The sequence below is a fragment of the Geodermatophilus sp. SYSU D00708 genome (assembly GCF_054050115.1).
In genome coordinates this window covers 159001-175331 of sequence record NZ_JBJGYS010000006.1, presented here as the reverse complement: position 1 = coordinate 175331, position 16331 = coordinate 159001, and the positions used below count along the sequence as shown (strand labels likewise).

Annotated in this window: 15 protein-coding genes; 5 read left to right on the top strand and 10 right to left on the bottom strand. The window is 72.8% G+C overall.

Annotation, left to right across the window (positions count from 1 at the left end):
* The first annotated feature begins 37 nt into the window (after positions 1-37).
* Complete coding sequence (locus tag ACI79D_RS07910) at positions 38-1318, top strand: ABC transporter ATP-binding protein (protein WP_456917792.1); 1281 nt, start codon at positions 38-40, stop codon at positions 1316-1318.
* Positions 1290-2975 carry a glycoside hydrolase family 13 protein gene (locus tag ACI79D_RS07905; RefSeq protein ID WP_456917791.1) on the top strand — a complete coding sequence of 562 codons (1686 nt, stop codon included), beginning with the start codon at positions 1290-1292 and terminating at the stop codon, positions 2973-2975. The genes ACI79D_RS07910 and ACI79D_RS07905 overlap by 29 nt, the downstream gene beginning before the upstream one ends.
* Here the strand turns inward: ACI79D_RS07905 and ACI79D_RS07900 are convergent.
* Both ACI79D_RS07900 and ACI79D_RS07895 read right to left on the bottom strand, forming a co-directional pair.
* Complete coding sequence (locus tag ACI79D_RS07900; RefSeq protein WP_456917789.1) at positions 2972-3442, bottom strand: GNAT family N-acetyltransferase; 471 nt, start codon at positions 3440-3442, stop codon at positions 2972-2974. The genes ACI79D_RS07905 and ACI79D_RS07900 overlap by 4 nt on opposite strands.
* Positions 3439-4455 (bottom strand): carbohydrate kinase family protein, encoded by a 1017-nt coding sequence (locus ACI79D_RS07895; protein ID WP_456917787.1) that lies wholly within the window; start codon positions 4453-4455, stop codon positions 3439-3441. Before ACI79D_RS07895 ends, ACI79D_RS07900 begins: the two co-directional genes overlap by 4 nt.
* A 148-nt stretch (positions 4456-4603) precedes the next feature.
* Between ACI79D_RS07895 and ACI79D_RS07890 the strand changes: the two genes are divergently transcribed.
* From ACI79D_RS07890 to ACI79D_RS07880, 3 genes are all read left to right on the top strand, one after another.
* Positions 4604-5464 (top strand): PspA/IM30 family protein, encoded by an 861-nt coding sequence (locus ACI79D_RS07890; protein ID WP_456917785.1) that lies wholly within the window; start codon positions 4604-4606, stop codon positions 5462-5464.
* A 327-nt stretch (positions 5465-5791) separates the two neighbouring features.
* Positions 5792-6016, top strand: a complete 225-nt coding sequence (locus ACI79D_RS07885) for a hypothetical protein (protein WP_456917783.1) — start codon at positions 5792-5794, stop codon at positions 6014-6016.
* A 175-nt stretch (positions 6017-6191) separates the two neighbouring features.
* Complete coding sequence (locus ACI79D_RS07880) at positions 6192-6728, top strand: hypothetical protein (RefSeq protein ID WP_456917781.1); 537 nt, start codon at positions 6192-6194, stop codon at positions 6726-6728.
* A gap of 317 nt (positions 6729-7045) precedes the next feature.
* Here ACI79D_RS07880 and ACI79D_RS07875 read toward each other — a convergent pair whose 3' ends face one another.
* From ACI79D_RS07875 to ACI79D_RS07840, 8 genes are all read right to left on the bottom strand, one after another.
* Entirely contained in the window at positions 7046-7573 is a 528-nt protein-coding gene (locus ACI79D_RS07875) for a ribose-5-phosphate isomerase (RefSeq protein ID WP_456917780.1), read from the bottom strand.
* Between the two features lie 22 nt (positions 7574-7595).
* Entirely contained in the window at positions 7596-9326 is a 1731-nt protein-coding gene (locus tag ACI79D_RS07870; protein ID WP_456917778.1) for a dihydroxyacetone kinase family protein, read from the bottom strand.
* Positions 9327-9366: 40 nt separating this feature from the next.
* Positions 9367-10503: an ABC transporter ATP-binding protein gene (locus tag ACI79D_RS07865; protein WP_456917776.1), complete on the bottom strand. Its 1137-nt coding sequence runs from the start codon at positions 10501-10503 to the stop codon at positions 9367-9369.
* Positions 10500-11666, bottom strand: a complete 1167-nt coding sequence (locus tag ACI79D_RS07860) for an ABC transporter ATP-binding protein (protein ID WP_456917774.1) — start codon at positions 11664-11666, stop codon at positions 10500-10502. Before ACI79D_RS07860 ends, ACI79D_RS07865 begins: the two co-directional genes overlap by 4 nt.
* Positions 11666-12532, bottom strand: a complete 867-nt coding sequence (locus tag ACI79D_RS07855) for a carbohydrate ABC transporter permease (RefSeq protein ID WP_456917772.1) — start codon at positions 12530-12532, stop codon at positions 11666-11668. The genes ACI79D_RS07860 and ACI79D_RS07855 overlap by 1 nt, the downstream gene beginning before the upstream one ends.
* A gap of 1 nt (position 12533) precedes the next feature.
* On the bottom strand, positions 12534-13487 hold the full coding sequence (locus ACI79D_RS07850) for a carbohydrate ABC transporter permease (protein WP_456917770.1): 954 nt from the start codon (positions 13485-13487) through the stop codon (positions 12534-12536).
* 50 nt (positions 13488-13537) lie between these two features.
* Positions 13538-14989, bottom strand: coding sequence for an extracellular solute-binding protein (locus ACI79D_RS07845; RefSeq protein WP_456917768.1), 1452 nt, complete (start codon positions 14987-14989; stop codon positions 13538-13540).
* A gap of 81 nt (positions 14990-15070) precedes the next feature.
* Complete coding sequence (locus ACI79D_RS07840; RefSeq protein WP_456917829.1) at positions 15071-16135, bottom strand: alcohol dehydrogenase catalytic domain-containing protein; 1065 nt, start codon at positions 16133-16135, stop codon at positions 15071-15073.
* Positions 16136-16331: the final 196 nt, after the last annotated feature.

The following is a 16331-nucleotide window of genomic DNA, read 5'->3' as shown; positions in this document are numbered from 1 at the left end:
GCCGCACCGACCGACCCATCGAGGGGACAACACCACCATGGCTTCCATCGAGATGCGTCACATCGTCAAGCAGTACGGCGACGGGTACCCGGCCGTGAACGACGTCAGCCTGGACATCGCCGACGGCGAGTTCATGATCCTGGTCGGGCCGTCCGGGTGCGGGAAGTCGACGCTGCTGCGGATGATCGTCGGGCTGGAGGACATCACCAGCGGCGACATGATCATCGGCGGCAAGCGGGTCAACGACATGGCCCCGCGCGACCGCAACCTGTCGATGGTGTTCCAGAACTACGCGCTCTACCCGCACATGACGGTGTACGAGAACATCGCCTTCCCGCTGCGGCTGGCCAAGATGGCCGACGACGAGGTGCGCCGTCGGGTCACCGAGGCCGCCGAGGTGCTGGAGCTGCGCGACCACCTCGAGCGCAAGCCGGCGAACCTCTCCGGTGGTCAGCGGCAGCGCGTGGCCATGGGCCGGGCGATCGTGCGGCAGGCCGAGGCGTTCCTCTTCGACGAACCGCTGTCGAACCTCGACGCCAAGCTGCGCGGGCAGATGCGGACCGAGATCGCCCGCCTGCAGCGCCGGCTGGGCATCACGACGGTCTACGTCACCCACGACCAGACCGAGGCCATGACCCTCGGCGACCGGGTCTGCGTGCTGCGCAAGGGGCGCATCCAGCAGGTCGCCTCGCCCCGGGAGCTCTACGAGCAGCCGGTGAACCTCTTCGTCGCGGGCTTCATCGGCTCCCCGCCGATGAACTTCCTGCCGGCCACGCTCGAGGGCAACCGGCTGCAGACGCCGTTCGGGCCGATCGCGCTCGACGAGCGCCGCATCGCGGCGGTACAGGGCCGCGACCTGCTGCTGGTCGGCATCCGCCCGGAGTACTTCGAGGACGCGTCGCTGGTCGACGAGGCCAAGCGGCCGATGGGCTCGACCTTCCGGGCCCGGGTCGACGTCACTGAGTGGCTCGGCGACTCGCAGTACGCCTACATCCCCTACGAGGCCCCGGAGACGATCACCAACCAGCTGCGCGAGCTGTCCCGGGAGCTGGACTCCGAGGAGCTGCGCACCCAGGCGATCGTCTCCATCGACTCGACCAGCCGGATCCGCGAGGGCCGCGAGGCCGAGTTCTGGCTCGACACCCGCAAGGTGCACGTGTTCGACCCGCAGTCCGGGGAGAACCTCACCCGCGACGCCGAGGCCGGCGCCCGGCTCACCCAGATGGCCGAGGAGGACCGCGTCGAGCAGGTGCAGGACGCCCAGACGCAGGGGACCACCGTGGGTGGCGGTGGCGCGCACGCCGCGGGCGCTGCCTGAGCGAGGTCCCCTCGTGGTGGACGACCGCCGTCCGTGGTGGCGGACGGCGGTCGTCTACGAGGTCTACCTGCGCAGCTTCGCCGACTCCGACGACGATGGGGTCGGCGACATCGGCGGGCTGCGCAGTCGGCTGCCCTACCTCGCCGACCTCGGCGTGGACGCCGTCTGGATCACCCCCTGGTACCCGTCCCCGATGGCCGACGGCGGGTACGACGTCGCCGACTACCGCGACATCGACCCCCGCTTCGGCACGCTGGCCGACGCCGACGCGCTGCTCGCCGAGGCGCACGCCCTCGGCCTGCGGGTGGTCATCGACCTGGTCGCCAACCACACCTCGGTCGAGCACCCGTGGTTCGCGGCGGCGGTGGCCGGCGGGCCGGGCGCACCGGAGCGGGCCCGCTACTTCTTCCGCGACGGCCGCGCCGGCGGAGACGAGCCGCCCAACGACTGGATCAGCGCCTTCGGCGGCTCCGCGTGGACCCGGGTCCCCGAGCCCGACGGGCGGCCCGGGCAGTGGTACCTGCACCTGTTCGCCCCCGAGCAGCCCGACCTCGACTGGGACGACCCGGGAGTGCAGGCCGAGTTCGACGACGTCCTGCGGTTCTGGCTCGACCGCGGGGTCGACGGCATCCGGGTCGACGCCGCGCCGGCCATGGCGAAGGTGCCCGACCTGCCCGACGCCGGGCACGGACCGGGGGCGCTGTTCGAGTCGAGCTCCTGGGTGGGCAACCCGCACTGGGACGTCGACGAGGTGCACGAGATCCTCCGCCGCTGGCGCCGGATCGGGGACACCTACCCCGGCGACCGGCTGTTCGTCTCCGAGGCGGTGGTCAACGGCCCCGAGCGGCTGAGCCGCTACGTACGGCCCGACGAGCTGCACACCACCTTCAACTTCGACTACCTCAAGGCACCGTGGGACGCGCGCCGCATCCGGGCGGTCGTCGACGCGACGCTGGCCGCGCTGCGGCCGGTCGGCGCCCCCGCGACGTGGGTGCTGTCCAGCCACGACGAGACCCGGCACGTCACCCGGTTCGGCCGCCCGGACACCGGCGCGGCGACCATGGGGTTCGACGCCGCCGCGCCGGCCGACCTCGCGCTCGGCCTCCGGCGGGCGCGGGCGGCGGCGCTGCTCACCCTCGCCCTGCCCGGGGGCGCCTACCTGTACCAGGGCGAGGAGCTGGGCCTCCCCGAGGTCGAGGACCTGCCGGAGGAGGTGCTGCAGGACCCCACCTGGGAGCGGTCCGGGCACACCGCGCGCGGTCGCGACGGCTGCCGGGTGCCGCTGCCCTGGGCGGGGGACCGGCCGCCGTTCGGGTTCACGGCGGACGGGGTCGCGCCGTGGCTCCCGCAGCCGGCCGCCTGGCGGGACCTCACCGTGGCCGCCCAGCAGGACGACCCGTCGTCCACCCTCTCGCTGTACCGCGCCGCCCTGCGGCTGCGCCGCAGGCTGCCCGGCCTCGCCGGCGAGGAGCCGCCGGCGTGGCGGGAGGCCGGGGAGGACGTCCTCGCCTTCGACCGCGGCACGGCCTTCCGGTGCGTCGTGAACCTCTCGCCGCGACCGCTGCCCCTCGCCGGTGAGGGGCGCGTCGTGCTCACCAGCGAGGCGGTGTCCGACGTCCTGCCGCCGGACACCGCGGCCTGGCTGACGACCGGCTAGCGGGACAGGGAGCGGGTCAGCACCAGGCGGTCGTGTCCCGGGCCGGCGCGGTCGGCCGCCAGGTGGCCGCTCGCGCCGAGCTCCGCGTGCAGGGCGACGGTGGCGGCGTCGTCCGGCCGCGCCACCACCTGGACGGCGCGGCCGCCGGTGCGCGCGGCGACGTCGTCGAACCAGGCGAGCAGCCGGCGGGCGAGATCGGTGTGCCGCCGGTCGGCGCGCACGCCGAGCAGGTGGACGTAGGCCAGCCGGTCGGCGGTGACCACGCCGAGCAGGTAGCCGACGTCCTCGCCGTCGGCGCTGCGGGCCAGCACGCCGAAGCCGCCGAACTGGTCGAACCAGACCGGGTCGTGCAGGGCACGGGTGTCGACGTCCCAGAAGCGGTCGTGCGCGGCCAGCAGCCGGGCACGGACGACGGTCGCGGACAGCTCGGCCAGGCCGACCAGGGTGGCGTCGTCGGGTGGGCTCACGGGCGGGCCGCCGCGAGCTCCTCGCGGGTGGGCGGGTCGGCGCCCACCCGGGTGCAGTTGAGGGCGGCGACCAGGGCGGCGTCGTCGACGATCGGCAGCAGCTGCTCGTCGGGCAGCTCCTCCAGCGCGACGCGCGTGGTGACCCCGGCCTCGAGGAGGCCGGCGAAGAGGCCCGCAGCCAGCGAGTCCCCGGCGCCCACGGTGTCGACGACGGCGACCGCCGGCGGCTCCCGGTGCACCAGCGCGCGGCCGGGCCTGGCCACCCGCAGGGGCGCGCCGCCGTCGGTGAGGAGCACCAGCGCGGCGCCGCGGTCGGCCCAGCGCAGCGCCGCGGCGTCGAGGTCGTCGAGGGCGTCGGGCTCCAGCCAGGCGAGGTCCTCGGCGCTGACCTTCACGATGTCCGCCCGGGCGAGCAGCCGGTCCAGCCGCGCGCGCACCTCGTCGGCGGTGTTGCCGAGGGCCGCACCGACCTGCCCCTCGGCCAGCATCGGCCGGATGTTCGGGTCGACGCTGACCAGGGCCTGGCCGCTGCCGGCGACGCGCTCGACCAGGCGGGCGATGGCCTCGCAGCCGGGCGGGGTCCAGCTGGAGATGGAGCCCACGTGCAGGATCGCCGTCCGTTCGGGGAGGACCGCGGCCAGCTCGTCGTCGGTCCACTGCCAGTCGGCCGCGCCCAGCACGTGGAAGCCGTAGTCGGGGGCGCCGTCCGGGCCCAGCCCGACGACGGCTAGGCTCACCGGCTCGCCGGCCACCACCAGGCCGCCGGGGTCGACCCCGGCCAGCTCGACGTGCCGGCGCAGCGAGGCGGCCAGCGGGCCGGAACCCAGGCGGGCCAGCAGCCGCACCGGCGTGCCCAGCCGGCCCGCGGCCACGGCGACGTTCAGCGCGTTGCCGCCGGGGCGGGCGACGTACTGCGGCGCCGTCCCCTGGGGACCGGCGCCGGCCTCCGGGACAGGGAGCATGTCGACCACGAGTTCGCCGAGGACGCTGAGGACCGGGGTGTCGGTGGACACCCCGAGACCCTAACGGGGGAAGCCCTCAGGGGCGTCCCTGGTGGCTCACGGAGGGCCACACCTGGGACGATGGACGGTGACGACCACCGCTGCGGCACCGCCGGGCCGGGGACGACCGGCGGAGGATCCGCGCTGAGCAGGAGGACCGATGCCCAACCCGTTCGTGAAGCTGTGGAGATACCTCACGGCCTCTGCCAACGCGAAGATCGACGAGAAGGCCGACCCGAAGATCCAGATCGCGCAGGCCATCGAGGCCGAGCAGCAGCGCCACCAGGCGCTGGCCAACCAGGCCGCGGCCGTGCTGGGCAACCAGCGGCAGCTGGAGATGCGGCTCAACCGCCAGCTCGGGGAGGTCGAGAAGCTGCAGGCCTCCGCCCGCCAGGCGCTGGTGCTGGCCGACCAGAGCCGTGCCGCCGGGGACGCGCCCAAGGCCGGCGAGTACGAGAACGCGGCGCAGGCCTTCGCGACCCAGCTGGTCGCCGCGGAGCAGGCCATGGAGGACCTCAAGCGCAGCCACGACGAGGCGCTGCAGGCCGCCGAGCAGGCCCGCGGCGCGGTCGAGCAGAGCCGGATGCGGCTGCAGACGACCCTCGCCGAGCGCACCAAGCTGATGAGCCAGCTCGAGCAGGCCAAGATGCAGGAGCACGTGGCCGCCTCGCTCAAGCAGGTCAACGAGCTCTCGGCGCCGGGCAACACGCCGAGCCTGTCCGAGGTCCGCGACAAGATCGAGGCGCGCTACGCCAACGCGCTGGGGCAGGCGGAGCTCGCCCAGACGTCGGTCGAGGGCCGGATGCTCGAGGTGCAGAAGGCCACGCTGGACGTGGCGGGCGCCTCCCGGCTGGACCAGATCCGCGCGTCGATGAACCCGGTGACCAGCGGCTCCACCGGCCCCGCCGCGGTCACCGGCGGCCCCGCCGGCCCGGCGCTGGAGCAGGGCACGCCGCCGGTGCAGACGCCGACCGCGCAGCCCGTGGAGGAGCCGGCCGAGGCGCCCGAGCGCAACGCCTGACCTCCGCTCCGACGGGCCGGCCGCAGTCGCGGCCGGCCCGTCGTGCTGTGTGGTGACCCGTGGTCACGACGCCCGGCCGTTCCGCCCGGCTCCCCTGCATGGGGGACTGTCCTCGATCGAGTGAATGCATGAAGCGTCAAGCACATCCTGTAGTCCGCTCTCGAGGAGGAGCGATGCACACACTCAAGAGGATCGTGCTGGCCCTGGCGCTCGTGCTGGTCGTCGTCCCGTTCCTGAGCAGTACCGCCCAGGCGAAGGGGTCGAAGACGGAGGTCATCGAACTCCGGGACCAGTGCGAGCATCCGGGCCACGAACGTCGGCGGCATCGTGCACACCTTCACCGAGGTGCCGCAGTTCGGTGCCGGGTGTGTCGCCGAGTGGAACCAGGCGGTGCCCGGGCAGCCGAGCGTCTGCGACTTCTCCAAGTTCGGCCCGACGCTCGTCCTGCAGGGAAGCACCGGCGCGGCGGTCACGCCGAGCGTCGGCCGGCACTTCTTCCAGTGCCTCATCCACCCCTGGATGCGCACGGTTGTGACGGTCGAGGCGGACTGATCACTGGCGGCCGGGCCGCCGGTCCTCTCGCGGAGAACCGGTGGCCCGGTCCCTCGTCCCGGAGGTCCACATGCGCCGACTCGTCCCCCTCCTCCCCGCCCTCGTGCTGCTGAGTGCCTGCAGCGGTTCCGCGGATGACCTCCCGGTCGGCTCCCCGGACCGGACGGGGGCCGCCGTGCCGGCCGACGGTGCGGACCCGGCCGCAGCACTGCCGTCCGCCTTCGCGGTGCCTGGTGCGGCGCCGACCGCCGCCCCGACGGCGGGGGACCTGGTGACCCGCTGCTCGGACGACCTCGGCGACGCCGCCGCCCTCGACCTCGCCGGCGTGGTGCTCGCCCGGCAGGGCGACGTGCTCGTGACGGCGTTCGCCCTGGGCGCACCGCCGGCTCCGGAGGGCGGCTCGTTCCTGACCGTCGAGCTGCGCAGCGCCGACGGCCTGACCGCGCACCAGCTGGGGGTGGAACTGCTCGCCTCGCAGCCGGTGGCCGCCTACGTCGTCGCGTCCCCGAGCGCCGATCCGCGAGTGCTCACCGGGACTGTGCACGTGGAGGGGGCCGAGGTCCACGCCGCGTTCCCCGCGGCTGTCCTGGACGACCTGGGGACGGGATGGCGCTGGTACGCCTTCGCGGGCACGGACACCTCGGCGGGCGAGGACTCGTGCCCTGCGGAGGGCGCCTCCGGCGACGACGTCCCACTCGTCGTCGTCCCGTGACGCGCGGCGGCGTCAGTGCCGCGTCGTGACGGGCGAGGGGCGCCCCGGTTCGCCGGTCCGGGCGGCCGGGTCGGCGGGGGAGCGGGCCGCCTGACAGCGCGGGCACCAGTACGTGACCCGTTCCGCAGGTCCGGCCCCTGGTCGCCGAGCAGGACCGGTGTGCCGCAGCGCCGGCAGGGGCGGGCCTTGCGGCCGCCAGTGGGGACACCCCGCCGTTCCGGCGACGGGACCCACCCGCGGTCTGGGCCCGTGGCCTCCGAGGTCGCCGATGTGCGGCCGGCTCAGGCGGACCGGAGGAGGGGACGACGGTCGGCGGGTCACTCACAGACCGAGCGGGCCATGTCCTCCTCCAGTGCCAGCTCCGAGGCCGAGTCGGCCGGTCCCGTCGATGGCTCGTAGCCGCGGATGGCGTCGACCTTCGCTGCAGACGCGGAGGCGGGGTCGAAGCGGTAGCCGAGCCACTCCCGGGCCAGCCGCCGGGCCAGTTCGATGCCGATGACGCGCTGACCCATGCACAGCACCTGAGCATCGTTGCTCAGCACTGCTCGCTCCACGGAGAAGCTGTCGTGGGCCGTCACGGCACGAACCCCAGGCACCTTGTTCGCGCTGATGGCCACGCCCAGCCCGGTGCCGCAGATCAGCAGCGCGCGGTCGACCTTGCCCTCCGCGACGAGCTTCGCCGCGGCCACCGCCACGTGCGGGTAGGCGGTGGTGTCGTCGGCGCCGACACCGACGTCGGTGACCTCGGCCACTCGGTCGTCGGCCTGCAGGTCGGCCTTGAGCCGTTCCTTGTACTGCAGCCCCGCGTCGTCGCAGCCCACCACGACCCTCAACCCATCGGGCACACCGACTCCTCTCCCACGACGGTCAGGCGTCCTCCAGCACGTGGCCGATCGCGGTCAGGCAGGCCGCCAGGGAGATCGCGCCGGCGTCCGGCGTACCGATGCTCCGCTCCGCCAGTGGTCTCGCCCGCCCGACCCTCGGCCGCAACTCGGCGGTCGCCCGGGCGGCGTCCTGCGCCCGCCGCGCCGCCTCGGCCCAGGCCGGGCCCAGGTCCTGCCCGCTGTCCACGGTGGCCGAGAGCGACTCGCTGAACGGCAGGAGGGCGTCGAGCATGGTCTTGTCCCCGGGCTGGGCCCCGCCGAGCCGCACCAGCGCATCGAAACCGTCGCGGACCCCGGCCGCGACGGTCCCCGCGGCCGGGGCGCCGGTGTCGCCGAGCCGCCGGCCCACGGCCGCGAGCGCCGCCCCCCAGAGGACGCCGGAGGTGCCGCCGGCCTTGGCGGCCCAGGCGTCCCCGGCCTCGACCAGAGTCGTCCCCGGACCTGCACCGGCGTCCACCGCCGTACGGGCCGCGTCGCGTGCGGCGGTGGTGCCGCGGACCATGCCCCGACCGTGGTCGCCGTCCCCGGCGACGGCGTCGATGCGGCCGAGTTCCTCCTCCATGTCGGCCACGGTCTGCGCCATCGCATCGATGGCGGCCAGCACGACAGCAGCGCACCGGCGGGCCGCCTCGTCGACCTCGGCGGCCTCGACGGCCGACTCCGAGGCCGCGGCCGCCGCCTCGGACGCCGACCGCAGCTCCGCGCCGGAGTCGGCGGCCAGGGTGCCCTTGCGGTAGGCCGGGGTGTCGGCCGGTGCACGCCAGAAGCGCTCGAGCTCCTCGTCCAGCCACATCAGGGTCAGCGAGCACCCGGCCATGTCCAGGCTGGTGACGAGCTCGCCGACCTCGGGCTCGACGACCTCCAGCCCGGCCTCCCGCAGCCGGCGGGCCACCGAGGCCCAGACGATGAACAGCTCCTCGTACTTGGTCCGCCCGAGGCCGTTGAGGATGGCCGCCACCTGGGTCCCGGCGCCCTCCGGGGTCTCGGCCAGGAGGCCCTCGACCAGGATCCCGGCGAGCTCCGAGGCGGTGGGCATGGGCTGCTCGGCCACGCCCGGCTCGCCGTGGATGCCCAGCCCCAGGCCCATCATCCCGTCGGGCACGGTGAACAGGGGCTCCCGCGCGCCGGGCATGGTGCAGCCGTCGAAGGCGACCCCGAGGGTCCGGGTGCGCGCGTTGCTGTGCCGGGCCACCCGCTCCACGCCGTCGAGGTCGTACCCCTCCTCCGCGGCCGCCGAGGCGGCCTTGAAGACGGTGAAGTCACCGGCGATGCCGCGCCGCTTGGAGATCTCCGAGCCAGGTGCGCTGGCCACGTCGTCGGTCACCGCGAAGTAGCGGGCGTCCCGTCCCTCGGCCCGCAGCCGCTCCACGGCCAGGCCGAAGTTCATGACGTCCCCGGCGTAGTTGCCGGTGGTCAGCAGGACGCCGCCGCCTCCGTCGGCCGCGCGCCCGACGGAGGTCGCCTCGGCCGCGGACGGCGAGGTGAACACGTTCCCCACCACCGCCCCGTCGGCGAAGCCGGGGCCCACCACGCCGCAGAAGGCCGGATAGTGCCCGGAGCCGCCCCCGACCACCACGCCCACCTTGCCCGGACGAGGCCGGGTCGCGCGAACGACGCCACCCGGGACGCCGACCACCCGGCCGGCGTACGCGTCGAGGAAGCCGGCCAGCATGTCCTCGGTGAACTGCGCCGGGTCGTCGAACAGGCGGGTCACGGGTGTCCTCCCGTCGGGGTGTGGAGCAGCGCGGCCGCGGTCAGCGGATCCGGTCGCCCGTGTCCGCGTCGAACAGGTAGACGCGCCGGGGCGGGGCGGACACCCGCACCGGCGTGCCGTGGTGCCAGTCCTCGTCGGCGGGGGTGAGGGCGACGACCGGGCCGTCCACGCCCGGCACGTCGATGGTGGCCTGGCCGTACTCGAGCAGGTGCTCGAAGACCCGCACCTCGCCCTCGATGGCCGGCTCGCCCTCCGGGACGTCGACCCGGCAGTCCTGCGGGCGCAGGCCCACCACGACCGGCTGGTCGTGCTCCGGTGTCCGCGCGACCGTCGGCAGCGCGCCGGTCCGGCCGATCCGCACGTGGACCTCCCCGTCCTGGCGGGCGACCGTGCCCTCGACGAGGTTGATCTTCGGCTCACCGACGAAGTCGGCGACGAACTGGTTCGCCGGGTCGTCGAAGACCTCGTCGGGTGTGCCGAACTGCTGGATGACGCCCTTGTCCATCACCGCCATGCGGTCGGCCAGGCTGAGCGCCTCGAGCTGGTCGTGGGTGACGACCACCGTGGTGTAGCCGAACTCGCGCTGCAGCACCTTCAGCTCGCGGCGGACCCGCTGCCGCTGGGCCGCGTCGAGGTGGGACAGGGGCTCGTCGAGCAGCAGGACAGGCGGGTTGCGGATGAGGGCGCGGGCGAGGGCGACCCGCTGCTTCTGGCCGCTGGACAGCTTCGCCGGCCGCATCGGCAGCAGCTCGGTCATCTCCAGCCGCTCGGCGAGCTCGTCGACGCGGCGGCCGGCGTCCTTCACCCCGCGGGCCTTCAACCCGTAGGCGAGGTTCTCCCGCACGTTCAGCGGCGGGTAGAGCGCATAGCTCTCGAACCCGACGCCGACGTTGCGCTGGCCCGGCGGCAGGTCCTGCACGGCCCGGTCACCGATGCGGATGTTCCCCGAGGTCACCGTCTCCAGCCCGGCGATCATCCGCAGCGTCGTGGTCTTGCCGCAGCCGGAGGGGCCGAGCAGCGCGATCAGCTCGCCTGGCTCGATGTAGAGGTCCATCCCCTTGACGGCTTCGAAGGACTCCCGCCCCCGGGAGACGTAGGTCTTGCGCAGCTGCTCGAGGACCAGCGGCTGCGGGCCCTCCTCGGTTCCGGTGCCCCGTCCGGGCCGGCGGCTGGTCATCGCTGCTCCTGGTGTCCGACCGGCTCCGCGCCGCGGCGCACGCGGCTCGTGGGCTCCATGGCGCCGCCGAGGCGGCGGGTCTCCTCTCCCGCCGGCCCGTCGGCGAACAGGTGGACGTGCTCCAGCGGGACCTGCAGCGTGACGTCCTGCCCCTCGTCGACGTGCTGGACGGCGGAGTCGACCGCGATCAGGTCGACGTCGCCGACCCGGACGTCGAGCTCCAGTTGGCGGCCGAGGCGCTCGGCGAGCCGGATCCGGCCGCTCATCCGCAGCCAGCCCGGACCGCCCCGACCGGAGCGGACGACCTCGACGTCACGCGGCCGGATGCCCAGCCGGACCCGCTGGCCGGCCGCGAGGTCCAGCGGCGGGACGGCGAGGTCGATAGCACCGCCGGCCGCGCGGATCCGGCCGTCCTCCACCACCGCGTCGATCACGTTGATCTCCGGCTGGCCCAGGGCCTTGGCCACGAAGCTGTCGACCGGCTGCCGCCACACCTCCGCCGGCGTGCCGACCTGGACGAGGTGGCCGTGCCGCAGCACCGCGATCCGGTCCCCCAGGGACAGCGCCTCCTGGTAGTCGTGGGTGACGTAGAGCGAGGTCGTGTGCGACATCGACCCGAGCTGCTTGAGCTCCGCCCGCATCGCGGCGCGCAACTTCGCGTCGAGGTGCGACAGCGGCTCGTCGAGCAGATAGGCCTCGGCGGGTCGGACCAGGACCCGGCCCAGCGCCACCCGCTGCCGCTGGCCGTTGGACAGCTCCCGCGGGAGGCGCTCGAGCAGGTGGTTGATCCCCAGCGTGGTGGTGACCAGGTCGATCCGCCGCCGCTGCTCCTCCTCGGCGTACCGGCCCGTGCGCCCCGACCGCAGCGGGGAGGCGAGGTTCTGGAACACCGTCTTCTGCGGGTACAGCGCGTAGCTCTCGAAGGCCATCGCCACCCCGCGGTGGTACGGCTCGACGCCCGTCATGGGCCTGCCGGCGATCACCACGTCGCCGCGGTCGATGTCGACCAGCCCGGCGACCGACTTCAGCGTCGTCGTCTTGCCCGCGCCGGACGGGCCCAGGATCACGAAGAACTCACCGTCGCCGACGTCGAGGGAGAGGTCCTCGATGCCGACCGTGGACCCGTAGTGCTTGGTCACGCCCTGCAGCTGCACCGCACCCATCAGGCCTTCACCGCCCCGAACGACAGGCCGCGCACCAGGTACCGCTGGATGGTGAGGGCCAGGATGAGCGGCGGGAGGGCGCCGATGATCGCCGCCGCGGCGGTGAGGTTGTAGAAGGCCTGCCCACCGCCGCCGAGGAACCGCGAGATCGCGACCGTGACGGTGGCGTTGTCGGAGCCGGCGAGGATCAACGGGAAGATGTAGTTGTTCCAGGCGAAGATGAACGCCAGCAGCGCGGCCGCCGCGATGCCGGGTCGCACCAGCGGCAGGGCGACCATCACGAACGCCCGCCGGCGGGTGTACCCGTCGAGCAGCGCGGCGTGCTCCAGGTCCTCGGGCAGGTCCTCGAAGTAGGACCGCAGGATCCACACGACCAGCGGCATCGTGACCAGCTGGAGCACCCAGATCATGCCGACGCGGGTGTCGAACAGGCCGATCTGGTTGTAGATCACGAACAGCGGCACGATCACCATCAGCTCCGGGGCGAACCGGAACGACAGGATCGTGAACATCAGGTCGTTCGAGCCGCGGAAGCGGTAGCGGCCCGCGGCGTAGGCGGCGGGGATCCCGATCAGCAGCGACACGAGGACGGCGCCGCCGCAGTTCACGATGCTGGACAGGATCGCGCTCGGGTAGTTGACGCTGGTCAGCTGCGTCCCCTCGTCGCTGAGCACGATGCCGTAGTTCTCCAGTGTCGGGGAGAACCCGAAGTACGTGCTCGTCTGCTCCGCCGGGGTCTTCAGCGACAGCAACAGCATCCACAGGATCGGGAACAGCGAGAAGACGAACCACAGCACCAGCACCACGTCCGCGGCGATGGCCCCGGGCGTGAACCGCTTCTGGCCGGGCATCAGCTCCGTGGCCATGTCACTCCTCCGCTCCGGCCGCCCGGCGCTGCGCCTTGCCGAGCACACTGACCAGCCAGCGCGCGGTGATGAAGACGAGCGCCCAGAGCAGGAACATGTAGGTCGCCCCGCGCGAGTAGTTCAGGTTGATGATCGAGTCCTGGTAGGCCCCGATCTGCAGCGTCCGGGTCTCGTTGCCCGGCCCGCCCGCGGTGAGGACGAACACCTGGTCGAAGACCTTCAGCGAGTCCATGAACCGGAAGATCACCGCGACCAGGATGTAGGGCCACATCATCGGCAGCATCAGCCGGCGGAACATGTAGAACCAGCTCGCGCCGTCCACCGAGGAGGCCTCGAACGGTTCCCGCGGCAGCGACCGCAGCCCGGCCAGCACGAGGATCGCCACGAACGGCGTGAAGATCCAGATGTCGACGAGGATGCAGGACCACAACGCGTTGTCCCGGCTGAGCCAGTCGAAGTCGCCGAGGCCGAAGACGTAGTTGAGGACGCCGAACTGCGGGTTGTACATCAGCCCCCAGATCACGCCGGCGATGACCGGCGCGATCATCAGCGGGAGGATCAGCACCCGCTCGAAGACCCGGCCCGTGAAGCTCGCCCGGTACAGCAGCAGCGCGATCCCCACGCCGAGCACGGTCTCGAGCACGGTGGCGGCCACCGCGTAGATGAGCGTCGTCTGGACGCTGTCCCAGAAGACGCTGCTGCTGAGGACCTCCTGGAAGTTCTCGAGACCGACGAAGGTCGGGTTCGGGTTGACCGCCGAGTAGTCGATGAACGCGTAGTAAGCGCCGAGGACGAACGGGTAGAGGATGCCGATCGTGATGGCCAGCGCCGGCACGGCCAGCACGTAGGGCCGCAACCGTCGACGCCAGCTCGGGACGACGGGGGGCGGTCCGCCCGCGCCGGGTGACGGGGCCTGCTGCTCGCCGGACGGCCGGCCCGGGATGGTGGTGGTCACGAGCTGCCCTTTCGCAACGGGTCCGCTGCTGGTCGCCGGCTCCTCCGTGGTCAGCCGTTCACGATCTCGGTGCTGCGCTCCGCGAGGTCGTCGAGCCGCTGTTTGGCGTCCGCGCCGTCGTAGATGTCCTGGAGCGCCACCGACCACTCCTCGGTGGTCTCGAAGAAGTGGGTCTGCGGAGTGAACTGGATGGCCGTGCTGTCGATGACGGTCTCGAAGGTCTCGAGGTAGCCGGGGAAGTTGCCCAGGGTCTGCTTGAACGCGCCGTCGAACACCGAGGCGCGGGTCGGGTCGGCGAAGGTCCCCTGCTGGACCGCCTTGGACATCGCGTCGCTGCCCGTGGCCCACTGGATGAACAGCCAGGCCGGCAGCTTCTTCTGAGACGCAGCGTTCATGGCCCACGACCACGTCCACAGGTTCGTGGCGTAGCTGCCGTCCGGGCCGGCCGGCCCGGGGTGCCAGGCGATGTTGCCGGCCTGGGCGCTCGCCCCCGGGACGTTGAGCGGGTAGGTGGCGCTGTCAGCGTCGTAGGCCATCATCGCCGCCCCGTTGCCGAGGTCGCGGGTGACGTCCGGGTACTCGTAGGTGGTCCAGCCCGCGGGACCGGCGTCCCGGGCGAGGGTCACCCACGCCTGAGTGAAGTCGACAGCCTCCGGCGAGTTCATGACGGCCTGGAGCTGGTCGCCGTCCTCGCTGTAGTCCCGGGCACCCTCGCGGGTGTACTGGGTCATGTACCCCGGGTGGATCGACGCCCAGGAGCGGGAGCCGCGGAAGGCGATCCCGTAGCGTCCGGCGGCGCGGTCGGTCAGGTCGACGGCGATCTGCTGGAGTTCCTCGAAGGTCTCCGCCGGCCGGATGCCGCGGCGGTCGAACTCCGCCTTGTTGTACGCGATGACGTTGGTCTCGAACCCCCACGGGATCGCCCACTGACCACCACTGCCCAGCGGGCTGCCGAGCTGGAAGTCCCACCGGGTGGCGTTGCGCAGGCCCTCGTAGATGTCCTCGAAGTCGTAGTCCGGGTTCGTGGCCGAGTCGTTGTCGATCCAGGGCTGCAGGTCCTCCATCCAGCCGGGCGGGCCGTACTGCCAGATGAAGTAGGCGCCGGTCATGAAGGCGTCGAAGTTGCCGGCGCCACCGGCGAGCTCGGTGTTGAGGCGGGTGAAGTAGTCGGCCTCGGGCACCAGCTCGACGTTGACCTGGATGCCGGTCAGCTGGGTGAACTCGGCCAGCAGGGGCTGGAAGCTCTGCTGGTAGGGGTGCGGGGTCTGCAGGATCGAGATGGTCTGGCCGTCGGCCTTCTTCCAGTCGAACCCGCCGGTCACCTCGGCGGCACCGTTCTCCGCGTTCCCCCCTCCGGTGGTGGTGCCCCCGGTCCCGCACGACGACAGGAGGGGCACGCCGGCGAGGCCGGCTGCACCGAGCCCCAGCGCTTGCAGCATGGAGCGTCGGGAGAGCCGGCGGTCACCGAGGTCGCGGCCGTACATGGGGAGGCTGCCGTGCATGGGGATCTCCTGGTGTCTGAGGAGCCGGGCCGGACGGTGCATCGGGGAGAGCCGGGCTGGCGGGTACGCGACCGTGCCGTGTCAGGCGGGGATGAGGGAGACCTTCACGGACTTGGTGCCAGAGGCCACCAGGTCCAGGCCCTCCTTGAAGTCCTGAACAGGGAGCTGGTGCGTCACGATCTGGTCCATCGGGAGCACGCCGGACTCGAGCATGCGGGCAGCCGCCGGCCAGCAGTGCGGGCCGAGATGAGCGCCGCGGACGTCGAGTTCCTTGTCGTCGCTGATGATGCTCCAGTCGACGGTGACGTCGTCCTTGAAGACGCTGTACTCCACGAAGGTCCCGAGCTTGCGCAGCAGGTTGAGTCCCTGTGGCACGGCCGACGGGTGGCCGGTGCCCTCCAGGTAGACGTCCGCGCCGTAGCCGTCGGTCATGTCCTTGATGATCGCGACGGCGTCCTCCTCGGCGATGTTGATCGCGCGGTCGGCGCCGACCTGCTTGGCGAGGTCGAGCTTCGCCGGGGCGACGTCGAGGGCCACCACCGTTGCCGGGTACTTCGCCTTGGCGCCGGCGATCATGCCCAGCCCGATCGGACCGCACCCGGCGACGACCACGACGTCCTCGAAGTGGATGTCGGCCCGTTCCACGGCGTGCAGTGCGCACGACAGCGGTTCGATGAACGCCGCGTGCGCCGCCGGGAGGTCCTTGGAGATCTTGTGGACCAACGCCTCGCGCGGGTACACCATGTACGACGCCATGCCGCCGGGGGTCCGCCGCTTGAAGCCGTAGAGGTCGTGCGGCGCGCACATGTGGTACTGCCCGCGCAGGCAGTAGCGGCACTTCCAGCAGGGGACGATCTGCTCCGAGGTCACCCGGTCACCGACGTCGATGCCCCACCGCCGGGCGGCCTCCTCGTCGAGGTCGACGACCTCGCCGACGAACTCGTGCCCGGGGATGACCTCGGTCTCGGCCCAGGCGGGACGGTTCTCGTCCCCCCAGAACTTGGCCGCACCGGCATAGCACTTCAGGTCGCTCGCGCAGATCCCGACCGCTTCGACCCGGACGAGCACCTCGCCGGGGCCACGCTTGGGGACCGCGGCCTCTTCCAGGCGGTAGTCCCGTGGGCCGTGGCAGATGACGGCGGGCATGGAGTCGGGCACGGAGCCTCCTCGCGGCCAGCGTGTGACCTAGGTCACACGCCCGGGTGTGGAGAGGAGGCTAGGGGTGTCACCCGTCCGGAGCAATGGTCCCCCGAACGGGGACGGCGTGGAGCGCGATCGGCCCTGCGGGTGGGGGCCGCATGTCCGCGCCCCCGGTGGCCTCTCCGCCCGGTGGCCTCGGCGC